The sequence below is a fragment of the Lutimonas halocynthiae genome, from assembly GCF_030409835.1.
Taxonomy (GTDB): Bacteria; Bacteroidota; Bacteroidia; order Flavobacteriales; family Flavobacteriaceae; genus Lutimonas; species Lutimonas halocynthiae.
Map to the genome: position 1 here is coordinate 841,114 of NZ_JAUFQO010000016.1, position 22,622 is coordinate 863,735.

Annotated in this window: 22 protein-coding genes and 1 tRNA gene; 13 read left to right on the forward strand and 10 right to left on the reverse strand. The window is 35.0% G+C overall.

Annotated features, from left to right (window positions below; all coding sequences use genetic code 11):
• Positions 1 to 9: 9 nt before the first annotated feature.
• The 9 genes from QWY87_RS16850 to QWY87_RS16890 are packed head-to-tail and all read right to left on the reverse strand — an operon-like array spanning position 10 to position 6,659.
• Entirely contained in the window at positions 10 to 468 is a 459-nt protein-coding gene (locus QWY87_RS16850) for a hypothetical protein (RefSeq protein WP_290293425.1), read from the reverse strand.
• A complete protein-coding gene (locus QWY87_RS16855) occupies positions 443 to 1,015 on the reverse strand; it encodes a 4'-phosphopantetheinyl transferase family protein (protein ID WP_290293427.1) in 573 nt (190 codons plus the stop codon). Before QWY87_RS16855 ends, QWY87_RS16850 begins: the two co-directional genes overlap by 26 nt.
• Before the next feature lie 11 nt (positions 1,016 to 1,026).
• Complete coding sequence (locus tag QWY87_RS16860; protein ID WP_290293429.1) at positions 1,027 to 1,275, reverse strand: phosphopantetheine-binding protein; 249 nt, start codon at positions 1,273 to 1,275, stop codon at positions 1,027 to 1,029.
• A gap of 3 nt (positions 1,276 to 1,278) precedes the next feature.
• Positions 1,279 to 2,553 (reverse strand): beta-ketoacyl-[acyl-carrier-protein] synthase family protein, encoded by a 1,275-nt coding sequence (locus tag QWY87_RS16865; protein WP_290293431.1) that lies wholly within the window; start codon positions 2,551 to 2,553, stop codon positions 1,279 to 1,281.
• On the reverse strand, positions 2,546 to 2,989 hold the full coding sequence (locus tag QWY87_RS16870) for a 3-hydroxyacyl-ACP dehydratase FabZ family protein (RefSeq protein ID WP_290293432.1): 444 nt from the start codon (positions 2,987 to 2,989) through the stop codon (positions 2,546 to 2,548). Before QWY87_RS16870 ends, QWY87_RS16865 begins: the two co-directional genes overlap by 8 nt.
• A gap of 4 nt (positions 2,990 to 2,993) precedes the next feature.
• On the reverse strand, positions 2,994 to 3,788 hold the full coding sequence (locus tag QWY87_RS16875; protein WP_290293434.1) for an SDR family oxidoreductase: 795 nt from the start codon (positions 3,786 to 3,788) through the stop codon (positions 2,994 to 2,996).
• Complete coding sequence (locus QWY87_RS16880) at positions 3,782 to 4,834, reverse strand: type III polyketide synthase (RefSeq protein ID WP_290293436.1); 1,053 nt, start codon at positions 4,832 to 4,834, stop codon at positions 3,782 to 3,784. Before QWY87_RS16880 ends, QWY87_RS16875 begins: the two co-directional genes overlap by 7 nt.
• Entirely contained in the window at positions 4,831 to 5,538 is a 708-nt protein-coding gene (locus tag QWY87_RS16885) for a methyltransferase domain-containing protein (protein WP_290293438.1), read from the reverse strand. Before QWY87_RS16885 ends, QWY87_RS16880 begins: the two co-directional genes overlap by 4 nt.
• Positions 5,535 to 6,659, reverse strand: coding sequence for an NAD(P)/FAD-dependent oxidoreductase (locus tag QWY87_RS16890; RefSeq protein ID WP_290293440.1), 1,125 nt, complete (start codon positions 6,657 to 6,659; stop codon positions 5,535 to 5,537). Before QWY87_RS16890 ends, QWY87_RS16885 begins: the two co-directional genes overlap by 4 nt.
• A gap of 223 nt (positions 6,660 to 6,882) precedes the next feature.
• Here QWY87_RS16890 and QWY87_RS16895 point away from each other — a divergent pair, with 223 nt between their 5' ends.
• The 4 genes from QWY87_RS16895 to QWY87_RS16910 all read left to right on the forward strand — a co-directional run bounded on the left by QWY87_RS16895 (position 6,883) and on the right by QWY87_RS16910 (position 12,977).
• Entirely contained in the window at positions 6,883 to 8,142 is a 1,260-nt protein-coding gene (locus tag QWY87_RS16895) for an NAD(P)/FAD-dependent oxidoreductase (RefSeq protein ID WP_290293442.1), read from the forward strand.
• A 396-nt stretch (positions 8,143 to 8,538) separates the two neighbouring features.
• A complete protein-coding gene (locus QWY87_RS16900) occupies positions 8,539 to 10,215 on the forward strand; it encodes a peptidase domain-containing ABC transporter (protein WP_290293443.1) in 1,677 nt (558 codons plus the stop codon).
• The gene (locus QWY87_RS16905) at positions 10,208 to 11,563 is read left to right on the forward strand and encodes an HlyD family secretion protein (RefSeq protein ID WP_290293444.1); all 1,356 of its coding nucleotides are present in this window, start codon (positions 10,208 to 10,210) and stop codon (positions 11,561 to 11,563) included. Before QWY87_RS16900 ends, QWY87_RS16905 begins: the two co-directional genes overlap by 8 nt.
• A gap of 4 nt (positions 11,564 to 11,567) precedes the next feature.
• Positions 11,568 to 12,977 carry a TolC family protein gene (locus QWY87_RS16910; RefSeq protein WP_290293446.1) on the forward strand — a complete coding sequence of 470 codons (1,410 nt, stop codon included), beginning with the start codon at positions 11,568 to 11,570 and terminating at the stop codon, positions 12,975 to 12,977.
• A 436-nt stretch (positions 12,978 to 13,413) separates the two neighbouring features.
• Here QWY87_RS16910 and QWY87_RS16915 read toward each other — a convergent pair.
• Positions 13,414 to 13,488, reverse strand: a tRNA-Pro gene (locus QWY87_RS16915).
• A 413-nt stretch (positions 13,489 to 13,901) separates the two neighbouring features.
• Here QWY87_RS16915 and QWY87_RS16920 point away from each other — a divergent pair.
• From QWY87_RS16920 to QWY87_RS16960, 9 genes are all read left to right on the forward strand, one after another.
• A complete protein-coding gene (locus QWY87_RS16920) occupies positions 13,902 to 14,393 on the forward strand; it encodes an RNA polymerase sigma factor (protein ID WP_290293447.1) in 492 nt (163 codons plus the stop codon).
• On the forward strand, positions 14,377 to 15,033 hold the full coding sequence (locus tag QWY87_RS16925) for a hypothetical protein (protein WP_290293448.1): 657 nt from the start codon (positions 14,377 to 14,379) through the stop codon (positions 15,031 to 15,033). The genes QWY87_RS16920 and QWY87_RS16925 overlap by 17 nt, the downstream gene beginning before the upstream one ends.
• Before the next feature lie 113 nt (positions 15,034 to 15,146).
• Positions 15,147 to 15,599 carry a hypothetical protein gene (locus QWY87_RS16930; RefSeq protein ID WP_290293449.1) on the forward strand — a complete coding sequence of 151 codons (453 nt, stop codon included), beginning with the start codon at positions 15,147 to 15,149 and terminating at the stop codon, positions 15,597 to 15,599.
• A 138-nt stretch (positions 15,600 to 15,737) separates the two neighbouring features.
• Positions 15,738 to 16,190: a hypothetical protein gene (locus tag QWY87_RS16935; protein ID WP_290293451.1), complete on the forward strand. Its 453-nt coding sequence runs from the start codon at positions 15,738 to 15,740 to the stop codon at positions 16,188 to 16,190.
• A 200-nt stretch (positions 16,191 to 16,390) separates the two neighbouring features.
• Positions 16,391 to 16,993, forward strand: a complete 603-nt coding sequence (locus QWY87_RS16940; protein WP_290293452.1) for a YkgJ family cysteine cluster protein — start codon at positions 16,391 to 16,393, stop codon at positions 16,991 to 16,993.
• Between the two features lie 267 nt (positions 16,994 to 17,260).
• Entirely contained in the window at positions 17,261 to 18,757 is a 1,497-nt protein-coding gene (locus tag QWY87_RS16945) for a pyridoxal phosphate-dependent decarboxylase family protein (RefSeq protein WP_290293454.1), read from the forward strand.
• A gap of 188 nt (positions 18,758 to 18,945) precedes the next feature.
• Complete coding sequence (locus QWY87_RS16950) at positions 18,946 to 19,938, forward strand: helix-turn-helix domain-containing protein (protein WP_290293456.1); 993 nt, start codon at positions 18,946 to 18,948, stop codon at positions 19,936 to 19,938.
• 64 nt (positions 19,939 to 20,002) lie between these two features.
• On the forward strand, positions 20,003 to 20,752 hold the full coding sequence (locus tag QWY87_RS16955; protein WP_290293457.1) for a CPBP family intramembrane glutamic endopeptidase: 750 nt from the start codon (positions 20,003 to 20,005) through the stop codon (positions 20,750 to 20,752).
• A gap of 244 nt (positions 20,753 to 20,996) precedes the next feature.
• Entirely contained in the window at positions 20,997 to 22,622 is a 1,626-nt protein-coding gene (locus tag QWY87_RS16960; RefSeq protein WP_290293459.1) for a DUF748 domain-containing protein, read from the forward strand.

The window sequence follows — 22,622 nt, forward strand, 5'->3', positions numbered from 1 at the left end:
TGGAGTCACTTAGTCTTTCGCTGCAAATAATTTCAAATGGATCTTGTTTACCAGCCAATTACCGGTAGGGAAATACAGGGCAAAGAACAAGGCCATTCCAAGACTGAAATTACGAATACCAAAATATTGGTCAAGTAAATTATTTGGGTAGGCATAAGAAGATTCAATGGCATAACCACCAAATTCTAGCAAAGACATAAATACCAATCCATAAGCATATTGCTGATAAAATGGCAAACCCCTCAAAAGCAATGATATGGGAATCATATAAAGAATGTATACGGTAATGATCTGCCACCAATAAGTGAACCTTGCAATTTCAACCATGGTTCCAAAGCGATCCATCATGATTCCCCATGATGCATAAACAACTATATACAGTAATAAAAGACTTTTTTCTACCGCTAATTTTTGCCTGACATAAGTTAAAAATTCTTTCAAATCAATTCGTAAAAATATAGGCTCCATACTTACCATGATGGCTTAAAGAGCATAAGGTTTTTAATTTATTCTTACTGCTATACAGTTCTGGTATGAATTCCTTAGTTTTTCTCAATAGAAGTTTTTTCTTATCATAATTGCCAGATATAGCTACGTGTTGCAGGAGCAAATCATACAATTCACTTGAATTCACCTTTGACTCATTGTTATGAATATTTTGTTGAATAGTTTCTTTATACCTATCCTTTAAGGCGATGCTATGGATGTAAAATTGATTAGTTTCTGTTCTTAACTTATATAGGTTTGTACCGATTTTAACCTCTCCAAATTTGTTATCAATCAGCTTACATTCCAATTGTTTGGGATTAAATTTTCGGATCTTTTCGGTTCGGTAATTCGCCTTATAAGCACTCTCTTTCATAGACCAAAGTCTCCATACCATAAGAGTTGGGTGTTCATCTCTCATGACTACATCAATCTCAGACATAGAAAATAACTTTTCTAAAAAACCGGCACGGCGCCAATTACTTTGGGTGCTTGCCAATGATATATCTACAATGTCATTACCTATCATTTGAAACTAAATTATTGCAGTTTTGTCTGAATGATCTCGATTGCTTTTTTAACATTAAGCATTTGTTCCATTGATTCATTATCAATTTCAATATCAAATTCATCTTCAACGTCTAAGACAATATCAACAAGATTAGCAGAATTAACTTTCAGATCATTGATAAAATCTGTTTCTTCATTCAGATGATCAAAGGCTTCCTGGTCTTGTATATAGGGTTTTACAATTCCTTTTAATTTAAGGATCATAGCTTCTTTTTCCATATTCTAATCATTATATTTTTGAAAAACGATACAGGCATTTACATCTCCAAAACCGAAGCTCGCCTTAATCACTGTATTTATTTCTTGTTTTTTCATTTTATGCGGTATAGCCGAAGCATTGATCAATTTAAGAATTTCAGGATGGATATCCTCGCAATTAATCGACGGAAAGATAAAACCATGAGCAATCTGTAAAACAGCTGCCACGCTTTCAATGCTCCCTGCAGCAGCAAGGCAATGCCCCGTCATACTTTTTAAAGAATTTATCACAGGAAATTCTTCTCTTCCCAGCCCTAGAGCTTCTTTCCAATTATTGATCTCCATCGGATCTTTGATGGTTGCTGTTAAATGGCCGTTGATGCTGTCAATCTCGCTTGCCTCAATGCCTGCATCTTTTACAGCTTCTCGTATACATCTTTGCACTGACTCAGGATTAGGCGCTGTCATAGTTCCCCCATTGCGTTGTCCTCCAGAATTAACATGACCACCTTTAACCTCTGCATAAATTCTGGCCCCACGCTTTTTTGCCGATTCAAGATCTTCCAATAAAAATGCACCTGCTCCTGATCCGGGAACAAATCCTGAGGCTGATACGCTCATGGGTCTCGACCCTGATTCCGGTGTTTCATTATGCTTATAAGTCATCACACGCATGGCGTCAAAACCGCCCCATATATAGGTTCCGTGATCACTGCAGCTTCCCACAAGCATTCTTTTGGCCTTACCCTGTCTTATGCGATCAGCACCCATTAAAATGGCTTCCGTTCCGGTTGTGCATGCAGAAGAATTAGTAGTTACCTGGTTTCCACAGGCTAAAATACCACCCAGATAGGCACTGATACCACTTGCCATGGTTTGTGCTACAGTATTGCTACCTAACCTTCTCACCATTCCCTCATCAAGTTTATAGATTGCTTCTCTAAATTTATCGACACCAGACTGACCAGTTCCAAAAACAATTCCTGTATCGTAATCTACCTCAGCATCTGGCCCTTGTTTTAATCCTGCATCTTTCCATGCGTCCATTCCTGCCATGCATCCATACAGAATTCCTGAGCTATTGAAATTTTTTAATTGCAAACTACTTAAGTATTGTTCCTTCATCTCTTGAGACACATCAGGTATTCCTCCAATACAACAAGAAAACTTGTGCTCTTTGAGTTCTGGATAAAACTCAATACCAGATTTTCCGGCTTTAAGCGATTGCAAAAAATCGGAAACCCCTACTCCATTTGGAGCTACAACTCCCAAACCTGTTATAACAACTCTATTATTCATAAGCAGCTTTTAGCATTCCGGCAATTTCTCCTCTGCAAATGAGCTCATTCTTCTCATTAAAAAGTTGCACGAAACATTTTAATTTTCCAAACCGGAAAACCTTCTTTTCTGATACCACAGTTACCTTTTCTCCTGGGAATACTGGAATATAAAAATCCATTTTATGAGAACTTAAGGCAATCTTAGGTAAACCCTTGTTAAGTTCATCTCTAATGAGATAGATACCTAAACAGACCAGTCCAATCTGTGCCATCGTTTCAGTCAAAATCACCCCTGGCGTTACGGGCTGGTCCTTAAAATGACCCTTGTAAAAATAACTCTCTTCACTAAAAGTATACACTCCTGTAATTGATTCTTCTGAGACCTCTATAATCTCATCTACAAACAAAAACGGTTCCCTGTAGGGCAAATATTTTATGATTTCTTCGGATGTCATTTTTCTAACTCATATTTTCTCCCCCGTCAACGGGTAACACACAACCATTGATCCAGGCCGCTTCTTGTTTACACAAAAGATATACTGCATCTGCCACATCTTCTGGCAAAGTCAGTCTTCCAAAAGGGTTTCTCATAACCGCATGTTCTTTGATTTTGTCACTTCCGGGAATCATTCTTAACGATGCAGTATCTGTCACGCCTGCCTGAATGCAATTGGATCTGACCCCAAAAGCTGCAAATTCTAGGGCAATATTTCTACTTATCGCCTCCAGGCTTGCTTTGGCAGCAGAAACTGCTCCGTAATTTTGCATCGCCTTACTGCTTCCTTCACTTGTGAAACTTATAACCCTGCTGTCTTTTGCAAATAAGTCATGATCAAAAACCAATTTAAACCAATCAAACAAACTTGTTGCCATAGCCCTGATTGTTATGTCAATATCTATCACACTTAAAGCTTTTGAGCCTTCAGCTGCCATTGGTTTTAAATTACCTTTTGCAACACTGTGCAGTAAGCATTTTATTTTTCCGTTTTCGCCTAATATTTCTTTTAAATCATGAATGATTTCCATTTTTCGATCTTGATTTAAAAGATCCTTATTAAAACTAATAAAGGAAACTCCCATTTTTTTGATCTCTTGAAAATGCTGTTGAATTTCATCCTGATCACTCTTGCGATCACGATGAACAATGCAAATATTCATCCCATGACTTGCTAACTTTTTTGCAGAAGCTAAGCCCAAACCCCTTGAACCTCCTAAAATGAGGGCCCATTGATTATCTTTAAACTCTTTTACCATTTTAACAATACTCTTTGTGCTGAAAATCCAGGACCAAAACTTAACATGAGCCCTAAATCTCCTGCTGCCAAATCTCTTTCTAAAAAATTTTCTAAAACATATAAAACTGTTACACTTGACATGTTGCCATACAATCTCAATATCTCTTTTGTATCATCTATGTTCTTTCCCAGACCCCCAAAAAGAGACTCAACGGTCTGCACAATTTTCTTACCGCCAGGATGAAAAATAAGATGATCAATATCTTCAATACTTTTTCCGTTTTTCTCTAAAAACGGATGTACAATATTTGGGAAATGCTCCGCAATCGTTTCAGGTACAGACTTGTCAAGAATCATTTGCAAACCAGAATTTCTCAATTTAAAACCCATCATCTTCTCTGCATCATAAAAATGATACATGGCTTCATCAACCACTTCGGGTCCTTTTTCATTCTCATGAGACGATAATATTACTGCCGCAGCACCATCTCCAAAAATCGCTGCACTGACCACATTTACCATCGAATAATCATCTAATTGAAATGTTGCTGTAGGTGATTCTACTGCCACCACGGCAGCTCTTTTACCAGGGTTTGCCTTTAAAAAATTCTTGGCATAAATAATACCCGACACCCCTGCAGCACATCCCATTTCTGTAACAGGCAACCTTACCACATCTTGTCTCATTTGCAGGCGATTGATCAGATAGGCATCAAGCGACGGAATCATAATTCCTGTGCAACTTACGGTGATTAGAAAGTCAATCTCATCTGCCTTCAAACCAGCCTTATCAAGTGATTTCTTCAAACAGGACTCAGCCAGAATAATAGACTCTTTTTCGTAGATATCATTCTTTTCCTCAAAACTTGTTTTTGAAAAAACCGATTCAGCATCCATAATCGAATACCGCTTATCAACTCCAGCATTTTCAAAAATTTTGATAACCTTTCGTCTAAAGCGATCTTCCTGATCTGCTAACCAAAGGTTCAAATACGGGATAATGTCTTTCGTATTTCTAGTATGTTTTGGCAGGGCCTTGGCCACTGTAATAATTTTTACACTCATATTTTCGTATACATGATCCACTGGAATCTAAAAGCCCAGCGCCAACTTATTTCACTTTTTACCTTTATTTCTTTTGCGTAATTTTCAAGTTCACTTTTCTTGAATGACCTCAATATAGAAACCAGTCCATCATTGCGAACTATCTTATTGTTAAACACCAGACTTATAACATAAAACAAACAATAGGCTAACTTACTTCTATGAAGATCATTGACTACAATTCCAAGCTTTGTCTGCTTTTTCAACCAGTTCAGATGGTAAATCAGTTCTTTATCATCCAAATGATGTAAAAAAAGTGTCAACAGGGCTATATCATACTCAAGTTCCTGAAATGCCTCAGAAAATATATTTAATTGAAGATAAGTGATATTTTTATAAGCCACCGATAATTCTTCTGCATATTTAATAGTGTCCTGATTAGCGTCAACACCAATCAATTTAAAATTATAGCCTAGTTTAACACCTAAACGTGCAATTCTTCTTAGCATGTCTCCATTACCGCAGCCCAAATCAACGATAACAATTTCTCGCTGCTTCGATTGTTCAGCAACAAGTCTCTCAACTCCTTTAAGGGAAATACGATTGCCTCCCAACCATTTATTTATGGTTGCCAGAATATCGAGGTTATCTCTTAAGTAAGCCCCTTCTAAAGTAAAATCATCCATGATCTCCCGCTCCTTGCTTCTTTCTCTTGTACTTATCATACTACTACTATTGGTTTACCATGGGTCATTCTAATTATATACTTAATAAGCTTTGGATATTTCTTCAATAAATTCAAAGAGAATAAGGTCAAACTTTTCATCCGAAACATCCTTGAGAGTAATTTACCTGTTTGAATTCTAAGCTTAAATTCCTTTTCCCATTGGGCAACATATTTTTGTTCAACAGTTGTTCTATCCATTGAGCCATCAAAATACTGAATTAACAGTTCAGAGATCATTTTTGCACTGTTAATCGCCATACTCATTCCATTGCCACATAAAGGGTGTATCATCCCAGCACTGTCGCCACTCATAATGATATGATCTTCAATCAATGGCTTGGAGGCAAATGAAATCTGACTAATGCTCAGTGGCTTATCAAAAAGCAATTTGGAATGCTGAAATATTGATTTTAGCTCTTTATTTTTAAACAGCACTTTTTCTTCAAAATCCTTAATGTTCTTATATTTTTTAAATTGAGCATATTCTGCAATATAACAGACATTTAGATTGTTGTTTTCAACATTTGACACGCCACAATAGCCACCATAAAAATGATGTAAACCCACTAAGTTTTCAGGATAATCTCCTTTATAATGCGCCTTTACCGCAAGGTATGGCGCTTTACTTTTCAAGAATTTTCTCCCCATCTTCTGATCTAAATTCGACCGCTTGCCATAAGCCCCTATCACAAATACAGCCTCAAGAAGCGGGTGATTTTTAAGTCTTACATGAAAACGATTGTCTGTAAAATCAATTTCTGTAACTGAATCTTGAATAACAGTCACACCTTTTTTAACTGCTCTTTTGTACAACAAATGATCTAATTGAAATCTGCTGATACTAAAACCTCCTAATGGCAATTCTGCAAAAACAGATTTTCCCTGTACAGCGCTTAATTCAAAATTATCAATCTTCTTCGCGCCAAATTTAAATGGATCAACGCCCAAATAATCAAGATATGGTAAGACTTCATTTGAAATGTACTCGCCACACACTTTATGCCTGGGATATGGATTCTTTTCAATTAAAGTAACCCTTAACCCTGATTGTGTCAAATGCAAGGCACTGGTTAATCCTGCTAATCCGCCACCGACTATTACGACATTTAAAAGGGACATGAAATCAAATCAATTTTTAAAGCAAAAAGATACAGCTATTTTGACGATATCTTAGCAATCAAATTTTATCAAAAAATAATAAGGAATGAAACGGTCAATTTTTATATCAGGATTTTACACCAATATTAAATTCATAGTGAAGCGTGTTTTACCCTTAATTTTTCAAATCTTATTAGGTATCTTGTTCGACGTTTAATAAGCTCTAATTAATATTTCTTGACAAATGGCTCAAAAACATAAAATTGTCATCATAGGTGCTGGTTTTGGTGGCATAACTATGGCCAAGTATTTTAAAAAAAAGAATGTCGATATACTGCTGATCGATCAAAACAACTATCATAATTTCCAACCTCTTATGTACCAAATTGCAACAGGAGGTCTTGAACCATACAGTATTGCATACCCGGTTAGAAGAATCTTTAGGAATCAGAAAAATATTAGATTCAGAATGGCCAAAGTAAAATCTGTTGATGTTGAGGACAAAAAAATAAAGACTTCTGTTGGCAGCTTTGCATATGATTATTTAATTATCGCCACAGGTAGCAAGAGTAATTTTTATGATTTTGAAGGCATCAAAAACATATTATTTCCTCTTAAATCAATTCCTGATGCATTAAATATGCGAAGTTTTATTTTCCAGAACCTGGAAAAATCTCTGACACGACAAGAGAATGAGTCTCTCGAAGAAATTTTAAATATAGCAATCGTAGGCGGAGGCCCGGCAGGTATTGAACTCGCTGGTGCTTTGGCAGAAATGAAACAGTATGTAATTCCAAAGGATTTTCCGGATTTGGATGTCTCAAAATTAAGTATCAATTTATACCAGTCTGCACCAAGATTATTAAAAACAATGTCTGACGAAGCTTCTCAAAAAAGCTTAAACTATCTGCAAAAACTTGGTATAAACGTCTTTCTAAATTCAAGAGTTACGCATTATGATGGAGATGAGCTGATCTTAGCCGATGGAAGCTCATTTAAAACAGATACGCTTATATGGACCGCCGGGGTAAAAGGCGCTTTAATCAAAGGCCTGCCCAAAAAGTCTATTAGCAGAAGTGGTAGAATTTTAGTTGATGCTTTTAACAAGGTCAGGCATTCAGATTCGGTATTTGCCATCGGAGATGTGGCCTGTCACAATACAGAAGAAAACCCAAGAGGAGAACCAATGCTGGCCCCTGTTGCCAATCAACAAGGAAAATTGTTAGCAAAAAATATAATTCGTATTATTAATAAAAAGCCTATTCATCCTTTCGAATATAAAAATAGAGGTGCTATGGCAACAATTGGGCGAAAAAAAGCAGTTGTCGATCTTCCAAATTGGAAGTTTCAAGGCACGTTTGCCTGGTTTTTATGGATGTTTATACACATCATTTCATTGATAGGTTTTAGAAACAAGTTCGTGGCCTTCTTCGACTGGTTTACTAATTATTTAACCTATGACAAACCATTGGGGCTGATCTTAAGACCACATAAAAGAAAATAGGCCGATATACTTCCAAAAGTGACTGATTCTTGCGCTGTAAATTTTTTTTTCTGCTTAGCGGAGCATCTTGGTGCATACTGTAATCATTTCACCAGCTTCACCATCACTTAAAAGAATGCAACTTTTTTAAACTTATCCAAACAGCTACTGAAATAAGATCAGGAACCACATTAGACTGATTACTAGTTTTTTTACAAAACGAATTGACCCTGCCTTGATACAAGAAATATTGAAGTGCAACTGACTTCTGCAAAACAAATATTGAGAATATCTATGGTACGATTTATAAATATGATAGTATTACTATCTATTTATAATAGTAATACTATTATATTTGTCACAAGTCTTAGATATTTTAATAACATAGGGCTCGATATCATTAACTATTTGATCATCATGATAAAAAAAATATTAACACCTTGGCAACGTTTTATAAGCCTACTTGAATTAGACAAAAGAGATATCAGACAGGTATTTTACTATGCCATATTTGCAGGTTTAGTTGCGCTGTCACTTCCTTTAGGAATACAGGCAATTATCAATTTAATACAAGGGGCTCAAGTATCAACCTCCTGGATTGTATTGGTCATCATCGTTACACTTGGAGTAGCCTTTCAAGGTGCCTTGCAGCTCATGCAAATACGCATTTTGGAAAACATACAGCAAAAAATATTTACCCGCTCATCTTTTGAATTCGTATACCGTTTCCCTAAAATTATTTTAAGTGAATTTGGTCAAGACTATCCTCCTGAATTGGCTAACCGATTTTTCGATACGCTAACTGTTCAAAAAGGCTTGTCTAAAATCTTAATCGACTTCCCTGCTGCCCTTTTGCAAATAATTTTAGGATTACTGCTCTTGTCATTCTACCATCCATTTTTTATTATATATGGAATTTTACTCATCCTATTGGTTTTTTTACTCTTCAAGTCAACAGCAAAAAAGGGATTGGAAAGCAGTTTGTTAGAATCAAAAAAGAAATACAATGTAGCGCATTGGATTCAAGAGGTTGCCAGGTCATTGATTAGTTTTAAGCTTTCTGGCAGAACGACCCTGGCTATGAAAAAAAATGATGAATTGACAACCGCATATCTCGATGCACGGGAAAATCACTTTAAGATTCTGATTATACAGTTCAGCCAAATGATTGGGTTCAAAGTACTTGTTACCTTAGGTTTGTTACTCATCGGAGGGCTTTTGGTTATTAACCAGCAGATGAATATTGGCCAATTTGTAGCGGCTGAAATCATTATTCTACTATTAATCAGCTCGGTTGAAAAGGTTATTACAGGTTTAGAATCATTTTATGATGTGCTTACTTCGCTCGAAAAAATTGGACAGGTTGTAGATAAAAAACTGGAAAAGCAAGAAGGTGAAGATCCTTTTTCATATCAAAAAGACATTCGTGTAGAATTAAATGATATAAAATACAATGCTTCAGACGGACAGGAAATCCTCAAAGGAGTCACTTTTGCATTCTCATCGAAAGAAAGAATTCATTTAACCGGAGATTCAGGTTCTGGTAAAACCACCTTATTAAAAATTATCTCGGGTTTGATCGCTTCTACTTCAGGAGCGCTATATATCAATGACATTTCCGACAAAGCAATATGGACTAATATGTATAGGGCTAATATCGGGCAAGTATTACCTGGTCAAACACCTTTCGAAGGCAGTATCCTGGAAAATATTGTATTTGATAACAAAGATTTCGACAAAGAACGGTTGAATGAGGTGCTACAACTTTTGGGCTTATTAGATTTTATCAAAAGGCAGGCCAACGGAATACATACAGTAATACATCCAGAAGGACAAAAAATTCCCATTACCATATCCAAACGTATCCTTATGGCAAGGGCCATATTGCATGAACCAAAATTATTAATTCTAAAAGATCCTCTTGAATATTTTGAGGATGAAGAAGCCCAGCGCATCATCAAATATTTGGTTTCACCAGAAAGAAACTGGGCTCTGGTTGTGTCGAGCAATAACCCTATGTGGAAGCAAAAATGTACTAAAACCGTGGTTTTGAATAATGGAATTATAATGAAAAACAACTCTCAACATGCTTAATATATCTCATAATCAATTGAACAAGAAAGTGACCATGGAAGGTTACACTTCTTATAAAAAAGCTTTTGAAAGGATTCACTTTAAGCTTTTCAACAAATTTGTAGGCGTGTTTTCACTAATCTGTCTTGTGATGCTGTTTTTGCCATGGACTCAAAATGTTACAGCAGATGGCTATGTTACGACCCTAACACCAGATCAAAGGCCACAAACCATACAATCTCAAATTCCGGGACGTATTGAAAAATGGCATGTGAAGGAAGGAGATTTTGTAAAAAAGGGAGATACCATTCTATTTATTTCCGAAATTAAAACTGAATACCAGGATCCGAAGCTAATTGAAAGAAGCAAATTACAGCGTGATGCAAAAAACAACTCTGTCTTGTCTTATAAACAAAAGGTCATAGCCTTAGAAAATCAATCATCCGCTATTAACAACGAGCTGCGATTAAAACTATCTCAGGCTGAAAATAAACTGTTGCAATCACACCTAAAAGTTAAAAGTGACAGTATGGATTTAGCAGCCGCGGGAGTTAATTACAAAATTGCTCAGGTACAGTACGAAAGAGCCATTACCCTGCAAAAGGAAGGTTTAAAACCAATGACTGATGTAGAGCAAAAAAATATAAAGTTGCAAGGAACCCAAGCCAAGCTCATTTCTCAGGAAAACAAGTTGATGGCAAGTAAAAATGATGTGATCAATGCTGAAATAGAAATCAATCGTATTTCGGCTGAATACGCCGACAAACTATCTAAAGCACAAAGCGATAAGTTCACAGCGCTATCAAGTCAGTTTGAAGCAGAAGTAGAAACTTCAAAGCTTGATAACAGAACTTCCAATTATGAAATCAGGAACAGTTTGTATTATATCACTGCACCTTTTGATGGCTATGTAAATAAGGCCATCAGAGCTGGAATCGGAGAAACATTTAAAGACGGAGAATCTCTAGTGGGAATAATGCCGGTGAACTATGACCTGGCCGTAGAGACGTTTGTTGAACCGCTTGATCTTCCGTTAATACATAAAGGTGAAAAAATACGTATCCAATTTGACGGATGGCCTGCCATTTTCTTTAGTGGATGGCCCAATGCAGCTTTCGGAACCTTTGCCGGAAAAGTAGTTGCAGTAGAAACATTCATTAGCAGCAACGGAAAATTCAGGGTCTTAATTGCTCCTGATGAAACGGAGAATGCATGGCCAAAAAACGTACGCGTAGGCTCAGGAGCCTATACGATTGCTTTGCTAGAAGATGTGCCAATTTGGTATGAATTATGGAGAAAATTAAATGGATTTCCGCCAAATTATTATACCCCAGAATCAAAATCTGTTGAAAATAAATCTAAACAATAACCTGATGAAAAAGCTAATCATTTATCTGTTTTGTTTTACTGTGACAATCAGTGTTCAAGCCAATAACCCTGAGTTTAAAACCTTTAGCTTTCAAGAGTATTTAGGCTATGTAAAAAAACACCATCCCCTGTTAAAACAGGCCAATTTAAACTTGAGTATAGGAGAAGCCAACTTGTTAAGAGCTCGTGGTGGTTTTGATCCAAAAATTGAAGTTGATTTTAATACGAAAGAGTTTAAAAATACGGAGTATTATAATGAGTTAAATGCCGCATTTAAAGTACCTATTTGGTACGGCGTTGAATTTAAAGCCAATTTTGAAAATAATACCGGTGAGTTTTTAAATCCAGACATGACGGTTCCTGAAGAAGGCTTATACAGTGCTGGTGTTTCTATATCATTGGCTCAAGGCTTGATCATTAATGATCGTATGGCTAGTTTAAAAAAGGCGCGCTTCTTTCAAGATCAGACTAAAGCGGAAAGGGATTTGCTCGTAAATCAATTACTATATGATGCCAGCATTGCCTATTTTAGATGGCTGCAGGCTTATAATGAAGAACAAATTTATATTAACTTTTCTAAAAATGCCAGCATCAGGCTAAGCGCGATTAAAAGAAGTTATGACCAGGGTGATAAAGCTGCCATTGACACATTGGAAGCAAAAATCACTGTACAAAATTGGTTGCTCGGGCAAAAAGCAGCCCAATTGAAACGTCGAAAAGCGGGTTTATATGCAAGTAGTTATTTATGGCTTGAAGATGTACCATTGGAATTTGAAGAGAGAGTGATTCCTGAGTTACCAACAGAAGACGTCCTCAACAGCTCATTATCATTGCAAACGATTTCGGCAGATTCTTTAGTTATAAGCGATCACCCCAAACTAAGGTCTCTTAATTTCAAAATGGAGTCGCTTAATGTGGACCGTCGTTTAAAATCTAATAAACTATTGCCGAAGCTTGATTTTCAATACAACTTTCTCGCTTCAGACTACGAGAACCAATATTTATTTAACACTTCAAATTACAAGGCTATGGTAAACTTTAGCATGCCGATTTTTTTACGAAAAGAACGAGGTGATTTGAAATTGTCAAAATTAAAATTACAGGATATCAACTATGAGATAAGTGCCTCGTCTCTATCTTTAAGGAATAAAACCGTAGCGGTAAAAACTGAAATTGTATCGTTAAACGAACAGGAAGAAATTGTTCAAAGTATTGTTGCAGACTATAAAGTGTTGCTAAATGGTGAAGAAAGAAAATTTTTCTTGGGTGAAAGCTCTTTGTTTTTGATCAATTCCAGAGAACAAAGTTTGATCACTTCACAGCTAAAAGAGAATGAAATTACTGTGAAAAGGTTAAGCGCCATGGCCAAATTATTTAACGTCTTGGGCATTGTACCTGATGTAGTTATGAATTAATCTCTTCTGAGGTGATCGGAGGTGAGGTGATCGGAAGTGAGGTGATGGGTTTTTTACAGTCAGTGATCTACCATGGGGAACGATGCCAATAAAAGCTTTAAAAAGACTTCGAAATTCCTTGTTCAAAATTCGATATTCCTTATTCAATGGAGGATTACCTCCCTCCGGTCGGTGATCCTCCATTGGGATCATACTAAAGTAAAATCCTTTTAAATCGCTGCACGATTTGGTCTTTTTTGTTTTCACCCCTTTTTAAAAGTAAACTTTCAATATAGGATTACCTCCCTCCGGTCGGTGATCCTGCATTGGGAACGATGCCAATAAAAGCTTTAAAAGTTTCACTTTTAACCTTTTTTTATTGCCACTTCCTTTGAAAGCAAGCTTTCAAGTTGTGCCAATAAAAAAAGCTCTGCAAAAAATTGCAAAGCTTTTATTGTCGGGGTGAGAGGATTTGAACCTCCGACCTCCACGCCCCCAGCGTGGCGCGCTAACCGGGCTACGCTACACCCCGAAAAAAAATAATCAATGAATAGATTATTTTTGTTGGACGACAAATATAATCGTGTAGATTAATTCCTACAATAAAAACCCATAAATATTTTTTGAATAATCATTATTGGAATTCTTACTTTTGGTATGAGGCAATGAAGCAATGTAAATTCTTATTCAAATAAGCTACCTCATGGTATTTCAAATTCTAAAACCACATAAGATGCTACGTAACATTTTTATGTTTCAGCATAATAGTCATGCCCTATAACTTCAAAGCTCAGCATAATGATCATCAAATAAATATAAGTGAGAACGAATGCTAATAAGACAATCATAATGAGAGTTATAAAACTCAATATTATTTTTTTTAAATAAATTTTTCATGCGCATGTAATAAATTCTAATTTACACCACTAACCAAAAAAAACAATATTGAGTAACGATTTTTATAAAACATCCATTTTACCATACGCTGGCATTATTATAAAATTATGCCGGGCCTATACCAATTCGCAAGAAGACTTTGAGGATTATTACCAAGAAGTATGTTTGCAAATCTGGAGGAGTAAAAAAAGCTTTCGTGAGGAATCGAAATGGAGTACCTGGGTTTATCGTATTTCTTTAAATGTTTGTTTGACGCTACTTAAGAAAAAGAAAAATAAGGGCCAACATTTTGCATCTGACCCGTTACCAGTTGAAGAGACGGAAGATAACTATGCGTTTTCGGATGAATCTCTAAATCTGCTATATGATGCGATTAGAAAACTATCAGAAATCGACAGAGCGATCATTATGCTTTATCTGGAAGAAAAACCATATAAAGAAATCGCTGATATTATAGGAACAAACCCAAATAATATAGGCGTCCGTGTAAAAAGAATTAAAATAAGATTAAAAAAAATATTAGATGGAAAAATCAATTGAAAATATATGGAAAGAAGGTTTTCTCAAAAGTGATGCACTAGTAGCACCAAAATTAAATAACCTGTACAACCAAAAATCAATTCATATCATTGATAAATTTAAACGCATGTTTAGAATAAATTTGATTGCAATTGTAGCATTCTCTTTTTTCTTTTTAATCATATCCTATTTTGTGGGTATTCCCTTAATGGGCGCTATCTTTTTTGTAGCACTTGCCGTACTAGTAATTATTAATAAGAGATTATTCAATGATTTAGAAAAAATACATAAGGGCGTAAGTAGTTATCAGTACTTAAAGGCATTTAACCAATGGATACAAAAGATGCTAGTTATCAATAAGAGATTGGCTAAATTTTTGTATCCAGCGTTTTTTATGTCCATGGTTATAGGTTTTTGGTTTAAGGATGCAGAAGGTATTCCTTTGGGTGAAAGACTTGTGAATGAAGTTTTAATTGGTTTCCCAGATGTTTATTTGGTATATGGAATTCCTCTTATAGCAATTATTGTTATAGTTTTAATTATGGGCTTACTGGCATTTTTTGGGGGTAGAATTTATCAATGGGATTTAAATATTGTTTATGGAAGAGTGTTTAAAAAACTGAAAGAGTTGATGGATGATATAGAAAGTTTAAGAAGTTAAACACCCATTAATGCGCGTATCTAAAAGCTTTTTTTTTAAATGTTTCAAAAAAAACAGGCTTTACCTGTAATAATTTTTGCTTTCAGCCACTAACCAAGAAAACACTAATTATTATGACATTACAAGAAGGCATTAATATTTTAGAAAGTTTGAAGAACCAAACAACTAAAAAATCTGAAATTAAGGTTTACGAGAAATTTCTTCATATTCTTACCGCATTGAAAAGTAGAACGTTCTCAAAGGATGAAATTCAATCTATAGAAACCGAACTTGATAGATTATATTCTACATCAAATCCTGAGAACAGAAAAAAACACTTTAAGAAAGCACTAACTAAATTTGAAAAATATTTAAAGGATACATTTTCCTTAACTTCCAAAGGGTATTACGCCGAATTGGGTATAACTCTAGGAATGACTTTTGGAGTTGTTTTAGGAGTGCTTATTGGTCAACGTTTTGAAAGATCTTTAGGAATCTCCTTAGGAATTAGCCTTGGAATGCTAATTGGAATAATTGTTGGGCGTCATATGGATTCTCAGGCTAAAGCTTCTGGAAATATGCTGTAATTAGAGCTAAGGCAAACCACTAACCTTTGCAAATTATTCCTTTCAACTAAAAAATAAGATTGATTAACTCCTGAAAATTTAATGGCTTAATGTAATATTTTCTGCTTTCAGCCACTAACCAAGAAAACACTAATTATTATGACATTACAAGAAGGCAATAATTTTTTCGAAAGTTTGAAAAACCAAACAACTAAAAAATCTGAAATTAAGATTTACGAGAAATTCATTCATATACTAACTGAATTACAAAATAGAGAATTCTCAAAAGATGAAATTCAATCCATTGAAACGGAACTAGAAAGTTTTGATTTTGAATCAAATCGTGATAACAGGATTAAATTTTTCAAAAAAGCATTTAATAAAATTGAAACTTTTTTAAAGGATACTTTTTCTTTGACTGTTAAAGATTATTACACCAGGCAGGGAATAATTCTGGGATCAAGTTATGGAATTCTTTTCGGCGTTGTATTTTTGTCAAGTTTTGAGAGATCTTTGGGCCTACTTTTGGGTATCTGTATCGGATTATTAATCGGTTTAACTATGGGTAAATCTCTAGACAGCAAAGCTAAAAATGAATCCAGAGTATTATAATCAACGGCGAGAATGTAATCCTTAAAAAGGCATCAAACTAATAACTAAAAAGCGTATCAAAATCATAAAAAATACCCGGTTTTAAAGCGCTCTGACCTTATCAAGATTCTGTTTTCTGCGAGTCAATAAACGATCTTTATTTCTTAAGTGAATGAAATCGACACTTATCGTATTAATAGGTCTACCTTCGGTAAAAAATAATGTCGATAGAGCGAAGAGTACAATTAGTAGAAACCCTTTTTTACCAATTGGAGCAGGAAAGCGCAGAATTTACAAAATCATCTGGGATCAGTTGTAATGCTGGATGTGGGAAATGTTGTACTTACGCTGATGTGGAAGCTTCTCCTTTAGAATTTTTACCCTGGGCATTTCACTTGTATTTAAATGGAGAAGTAGAAAAAACGCTCCAGATACTTAATGAAACCAAAAGCCCAACCTGCATAATTTACAAACCTCTATCAATCATTGATCATGGCAGATGCAGTAATTATAAATATAGGGGCTTAATCTGCCGTTTGTTTGGATTTGCAGCCAACACTGATAAATATGGAAAATTGAGATTGGCTACTTGCAAAATTATAAAAGAAGGTCAGGCTGATCAATATAATACTACTGCGGAAGCCATTACAAATGGCTTATATGTGCCCGTTTTTACCGAATACTATATGCAATTGAATCAAATAGATTTTCGCTTGGGCAACATCATATTACCCATTAACAAAGCGCTTAAAATGGCTTTGGAAGAAGTTTTACAATACTATGCATACAGACCTTTTCCTGTTGTTGAAAAAAAGGTGATTTGAACAAATACTTTCATTTTATAAAATTTCCTTCTTGAAAATAAAAGGAAATAATGTAAACTCAAATCTGCAACCCAAACCTCTTAAATTAATTCCGTCTACTCCTCCACTGACTCCATTTACTTTTTTTTACTTCTTATTTCTTGATTCACATATTTTCTAATTGCATACCACTGGAAGGTTTAATTTTTATTTGGTAAATTGATAGTTTAAACCAGAAAACTAACCTTATACCAAATAACTTGATAAGCAACAAGTAAATCTATCATAATGACGAAAAAACGAGAAAATTCAATTGAAATTAATAAAACAGAATTTCAAAAAATTGGCTACCAGCTCATTGATACGATCTCTGATTTTTTTGATGAAATATCTGAAAAACCAGTCACAACAACTAAGTCTCCAAAAGAATTACAAAAAATATTGGGCAATTTATCATTGCCAGAAAATGGATTGCCTGCCGAAGAATTAATTTCTTCTACTTCAAAATTATTGTTTGACCATTCTTTGTTTAATGGCCATCCAAAGTTTTTTGGATTTATCACTTCATCAGGAGCGCCAATTGGTGTTTTAGCCGATTTATTAGCCTCGTCTGTTAACGCAAACGTAGGTGGGCAAATACTAAGCCCGATGGCTACAGAAATAGAAAAGCAAACTACCCGGTGGTTGGCTGAATTTATTGGTGTCTCTCCAAACTATGGAGGCATTTTAGTTAGCGGCGGTAATATGGCGAATTTTACCGCTTTTTTAGCTGCAAGAACTGCTAAGGCTCCTAAAAGCATTAAAGAAGAGGGGCTTTCAAACGCCTCAAACCAGCTCATCGCATATTGTTCAAAATCAACGCACACCTGGATTGATAAAGCGGCCATCTTATTTGGACATGGCGCCAATTCCATACGTTGGATACCAACTGATGCTTCTAACAAAATGGACAATCACATATTAGAGCAAACCATCAAAGATGATCTAGAACTAGGTCATCAACCCTTTATGGTAGTAGGTACTGCTGGAGATGTAAGTACAGGTGTTATTGATGATCTTGAAACCATTGCTAACATTTGTAAGACCTATGACTTATGGTTTCATATTGACGGTGCCTATGGTATTCCAGCTGCTGTAATCCCAGAGTTAAAAGACTTGTTCATAGGGATAAAAGAAGCTGACTCAATCGCTTTGGACCCTCATAAATGGCTTTATAGTCCGCTAGAGGCGGGTTGTACTTTGGTGAAAAACCCAAAGCATTTAATTGACACATATAGTTCACATCCTGAGTATTATAATTTCAGTTTAACTGAAGAAGGGGGATCTCTCAATTATTTTGAATATGGCCTTCAGAATTCACGTGGATTTAGAGCTTTAAAAGTATGGCTTGCCTTACAACAAATCGGAAGCAATGGCTATGCGAAACTTTTAAGAGAAGATATAGATTTATCAAAATATTTTTTTGAACTAGCTGAAAAGCACGAAGAGCTTGAGCCAATAACTCAAAATTTAAGTATCACGACACTTCGATATATCCCAACAAGTGTTGAAGAAAAGGGTGAAAAAAAAGAAGCTTATTTAAACACTTTAAATGAAGCATTAGTGGATGTGCTACAAAAAGGAGGAGAAATGTTTTTATCAAATGCTATCGTTCAGAAAAAATATTGCTTGAGAACCTGTATTGTCAACTTTAGAACAACAAAAAAAGATATTTTATCGTGCATCGAAATAATCGTTAAAGAAGGTAGAAAAATGCATATAGAACTCCTCGACAAACAGCAATAAAAAAGAATAAAATCTTATTATTAATTATGGATGTTGGTTATTTAAAAATATTAACTTCAATATTGTGTTTTCAATTCTTATTTGTTTCTCTCTTTCTGTTTCAGAATAAAAAGGGGAAATCCATAAGTAATAAACTTTTAGGAATCGTATTTCTGATGCTTTCAATAGCGGTCATTAGTATTTATATAATGGCATTTGGAGTAAAAATAAAAGTGCCTCAATTATTATTTCTTGACGACACATTTCTGCTGGCCTATGGCCCGTTGTTATTTATTTTTACACAATCCGTTATTTTCAAAAATTATACTTTTAAACGAAAAGACCTCCTCCACTTTATTCCTTTTTTTGTTTTGATACTAGTATTTATCCTGATGCTATTCTTCATGGATACTGCCTCTTTTGATCAAACAACACTGTTAATGAAGAATCAAAACATTCCAATAATTTTTAGGATAGGCGAGCTCTCAATTTTGCTTCACATACTCTATTATTTATACAAATCAAAAACTGAAATTAAGAAGGTTCTGGGAAAAGCGATGGATTATTATTCCTCTTTTAATCAGGATAATTTTAAACTGCTTCAATTTATTCTAAATTGCTTTATTGGTCTTTTTTCTCTTGCGCTTGTTCATTCTTTTCTCCCTTTTGTGGGTATAAAAAGTGTGTTACTGATTACAATGCTTCTCATTGTTTTATTCATGTTATACTTCATTAATTCAGTACTGCTTAAAATGCTGAATCAATCGTCAAATGAAACCGGGGCCATGACACAGGCAAAATTCTCAGAAAAAGTTAAATATGCAGGGTCTAAACTTGAAGCACAAGATCTTACCCTATACAAAAACAAATTAGCAAAATACATGATGGATACTGAGAAGTATTTAGACAGTGAATTAAATATTGTCGATTTATCCAAAGAATTAAACATTTCTTCAAAACTACTCTCTCAAGTAATTAACGAAGGTTATAATTGTAATTTTTTTGATTTTGTAAATAATTACAGAATCGATATGGCTACATCCCTATTTCGGAATCAAACGGATACAAAGTTGACGATTTCAGAAGTGATGTATGATTCGGGTTTCAATTCTAAATCTTCGTTCAATACAGCCTTTAAGAAATTCACCCAGAAAACCCCGACTCAATTCAAAAACGACCTAAAAAAGGGTTCGACTTCCTGAATTCAAACCATTACAAGTATCGATTGTTCTACTATTGTATTGTTAATTTTAAAACCCTAATGATATGTCAATAGATCAAAAAGTACTTCCCTCCTATGCTGAAAGACTTGGCCAGGCACTTAATTCAAATAAGTTCATCAAACTAGCTGAAATAATATTTATTTTTCTTGTTGCTGCAGGAATCATTATAATTTTCCTCTCTGATCAGCCCGAAGATTTGTTATATAATCAAGTGGTTATATCGTGTGCCAATATCATCATGCTCATACTGGTCTTTACAGGTGTAAAACTAAGAGGTGAAAGTCTGAGCCAATTTGGATTAAGCTTCAAAAGATTCAATTTGAAATTCGCTTTAAAAACTTTTTTGCAATCTCTTATCGTATTTGTTCTGGCAACGGGAGCTTTTATATTAGCCTCAATTATTATGGCCAATATTACTGGAATCCCTGAGACTAGTGACATGAGTGCTTATAACTATATAAAAGGCAACTTTGGCATGCTTACACTGAGCTTGATAAGCGTCTATATCGTTTCTTCTTTCGGAGAAGAAATCGTTTATCGTGCCTTCTTGATAAATCGAATCTCAGAATTGACATCTAAGTCTAGATCGAATCTCATTATAGCCGTTCTTATCAGTTCGATAATCTTTGGACTGGCTCATTATAGCTGGGGCCTTATGGGCATCATTCAAACTACTTTTATGGGATTGGCTTTGGGTTTCTCCTACCTATACCTCAAAAGAAAGATATGGGTGTTAATCATTGCCCATGCTTATATGGATACGATATTGATGGTGCAGTTGTATTTGGCCTAAATAAATGTGATTTCTAAGGTGTAACTCAATCTATCAAGTGCCTTTTTCAGATATAATATTCCTGCCATCCTTTAATTAAAATCCCTTAAATCATCGTACATTTATATTTGCAGAAGAAATGTAGGTCTAATTTAGAACCTATTATTTTAGTTTATCCTAAGAGATGAAACACACGATACGAAAAGTAAGAAAGTAATAATTTCTCTTTAAAGTAAACTTGCATTAACTAGAATTTAAACCTTCTATGAAGAAATATTTTATTCGAATAGTAATAGTGCTTGGCCTTTTATTTTTGATTTTAAAGGGAATAGAAATGGTGTTAGAAGCCACCTTCCAGGCCAAAATAAATGCTAACCCTGATCGAGCCTATAATATTACTTATGAAGATTTTGATTTTCATACCTTTTTTAAAGGAGTTACGCTGGATGAAGTTAGAATTCAACCCCTAAATGAGACCGGAGGAACAGTTATAACCGGAAATGTTGACTATGCTACTTTAAAAGGTTTGGTTTGGATAGAATTATTGTTTGGTAAACGATTGAGCATCAGAGAAATTTCATTTGAACAGCCGGTATTTGAGGTCACTTTAAGTAATGACACCGTTAAAAAAACTAGTGGAAAAGGAATACAAGCGATGTTTGGTGATATTCTTTCGCGTGCTAAACTTAGTAGTTTTAGTATTCGAAATGGCTCCGTAATACTGAAAGAACCCGAAAGCGGCACTATAAAAGGTCAGATCAAGAAAGTGAATATACAGGCTGATGAAATAGAAACTGACTCTATCCGTTTGAAAAATATCATACCTTTTTTAATGGGCAACCTCATTGTTGACATTGAGGATGTCAATTATGATCTTAACGAATACACCCATCTTAGTTTGGGTAGCATTGAATATAATCTACAACGTAAAGAGATGTTACTTGAAGATATTTCTCTGGGCTATAGTATTGACTGGGTTGAGGTAAGTAATCGTTTAGGTATTCAGAATGACGTTATTGAATTTGATATTAAATCCTTAGCCATTCATCAACTTGAACCTTCTAAAAAGTTTTATACTGATTTGGATATTAAGGCACTTAGTATTGGTCTTGATAGTTTGCATATCAAACTTCAAAGGAATAAGAATCTTACAAGACCCCCTGATGTGGCTAAACCCATGTTTAAAGAAATGGTTGACGCTATACCAATAGCACTTGATATAGATTCTGTTCACATAACAAATTCTTCAGTGACTTACAGTGAACTCGGGGTCAAAAAGGAAAATTCGGGAACGATTGAAATCAATCAAATCAATGGAAATATTGCAGGAGTTACCAATATCCCTGAACTACAACAAGAATTGGGTGATCTAAAAGCAAAACTTACAGCAAGTTTTGGAGGTCATGCCGCGATATATTTTGACTTGCTTGTACCCTATCATGGAGAATCTTTCAACTTGGATATTGAAATGGGAGGCATGGAACTTACAAAACTTAATCCCATCTTAACTCCTTTGGCAGGTGTTGAAATCAAGTCCGGACAATTGACCAGCCTAAAATATCATATGAGTGCCTCGAGAGTCAACTCACAAAATAAATTGATTTTTGATTATAACGACCTTCATATGAACATGCTCAAAGAAACAAAGGACCATACCGAGAGAAAACGACTCTTTTTATCAGCAGTAGCCAATGCAGCGATACGAAATAATAATATGCCTGATCAGGAAAAATACCTGACAGCTGAATACCAATCGGAACGAAATATCTACCGATCACCCGTAAATTATATTATTCAAGGTTTAGTTCAGGGTATCATTCGAATCGTACCTGGGAAAAACGTGCAGAAAGCTTTAACCAAAGAGAAGAAAAAGAAAAAGAAAAAAAATTAA

Excerpts from the sequence above, each read along its gene's own strand:
- QWY87_RS16850 (WP_290293425.1), bottom strand. The coding sequence starts at position 468 with ATGGAGCCTATATTTTTACGAATTGATTTGAAAGAATTTTTAACTTAT.
- QWY87_RS16855 (WP_290293427.1), bottom strand. The coding sequence starts at position 1,015 with ATGATAGGTAATGACATTGTAGATATATCATTGGCAAGCACCCAAAGT.
- QWY87_RS16860 (WP_290293429.1), bottom strand. The coding sequence starts at position 1,275 with ATGGAAAAAGAAGCTATGATCCTTAAATTAAAAGGAATTGTAAAACCC.
- QWY87_RS16865 (WP_290293431.1), bottom strand. The coding sequence starts at position 2,553 with ATGAATAATAGAGTTGTTATAACAGGTTTGGGAGTTGTAGCTCCAAAT.
- QWY87_RS16870 (WP_290293432.1), bottom strand. The coding sequence starts at position 2,989 with ATGACATCCGAAGAAATCATAAAATATTTGCCCTACAGGGAACCGTTT.
- QWY87_RS16875 (WP_290293434.1), bottom strand. The coding sequence starts at position 3,788 with ATGGTAAAAGAGTTTAAAGATAATCAATGGGCCCTCATTTTAGGAGGT.
- QWY87_RS16880 (WP_290293436.1), bottom strand. The coding sequence starts at position 4,834 with ATGAGTGTAAAAATTATTACAGTGGCCAAGGCCCTGCCAAAACATACT.
- QWY87_RS16885 (WP_290293438.1), bottom strand. The coding sequence starts at position 5,538 with ATGATAAGTACAAGAGAAAGAAGCAAGGAGCGGGAGATCATGGATGAT.
- QWY87_RS16890 (WP_290293440.1), bottom strand. The coding sequence starts at position 6,659 with ATGTCCCTTTTAAATGTCGTAATAGTCGGTGGCGGATTAGCAGGATTA.
- QWY87_RS16895 (WP_290293442.1), top strand. The coding sequence starts at position 6,883 with ATGGCTCAAAAACATAAAATTGTCATCATAGGTGCTGGTTTTGGTGGC.
- QWY87_RS16900 (WP_290293443.1), top strand. The coding sequence starts at position 8,539 with ATGATAAAAAAAATATTAACACCTTGGCAACGTTTTATAAGCCTACTT.
- QWY87_RS16905 (WP_290293444.1), top strand. The coding sequence starts at position 10,208 with ATGCTTAATATATCTCATAATCAATTGAACAAGAAAGTGACCATGGAA.
- QWY87_RS16910 (WP_290293446.1), top strand. The coding sequence starts at position 11,568 with ATGAAAAAGCTAATCATTTATCTGTTTTGTTTTACTGTGACAATCAGT.
- QWY87_RS16925 (WP_290293448.1), top strand. The coding sequence starts at position 14,377 with ATGGAAAAATCAATTGAAAATATATGGAAAGAAGGTTTTCTCAAAAGT.
- QWY87_RS16930 (WP_290293449.1), top strand. The coding sequence starts at position 15,147 with ATGACATTACAAGAAGGCATTAATATTTTAGAAAGTTTGAAGAACCAA.
- QWY87_RS16935 (WP_290293451.1), top strand. The coding sequence starts at position 15,738 with ATGACATTACAAGAAGGCAATAATTTTTTCGAAAGTTTGAAAAACCAA.
- QWY87_RS16940 (WP_290293452.1), top strand. The coding sequence starts at position 16,391 with ATGTCGATAGAGCGAAGAGTACAATTAGTAGAAACCCTTTTTTACCAA.
- QWY87_RS16945 (WP_290293454.1), top strand. The coding sequence starts at position 17,261 with ATGACGAAAAAACGAGAAAATTCAATTGAAATTAATAAAACAGAATTT.
- QWY87_RS16950 (WP_290293456.1), top strand. The coding sequence starts at position 18,946 with ATGGCATTTGGAGTAAAAATAAAAGTGCCTCAATTATTATTTCTTGAC.
- QWY87_RS16955 (WP_290293457.1), top strand. The coding sequence starts at position 20,003 with ATGTCAATAGATCAAAAAGTACTTCCCTCCTATGCTGAAAGACTTGGC.
- QWY87_RS16960 (WP_290293459.1), top strand. The coding sequence starts at position 20,997 with ATGAAGAAATATTTTATTCGAATAGTAATAGTGCTTGGCCTTTTATTT.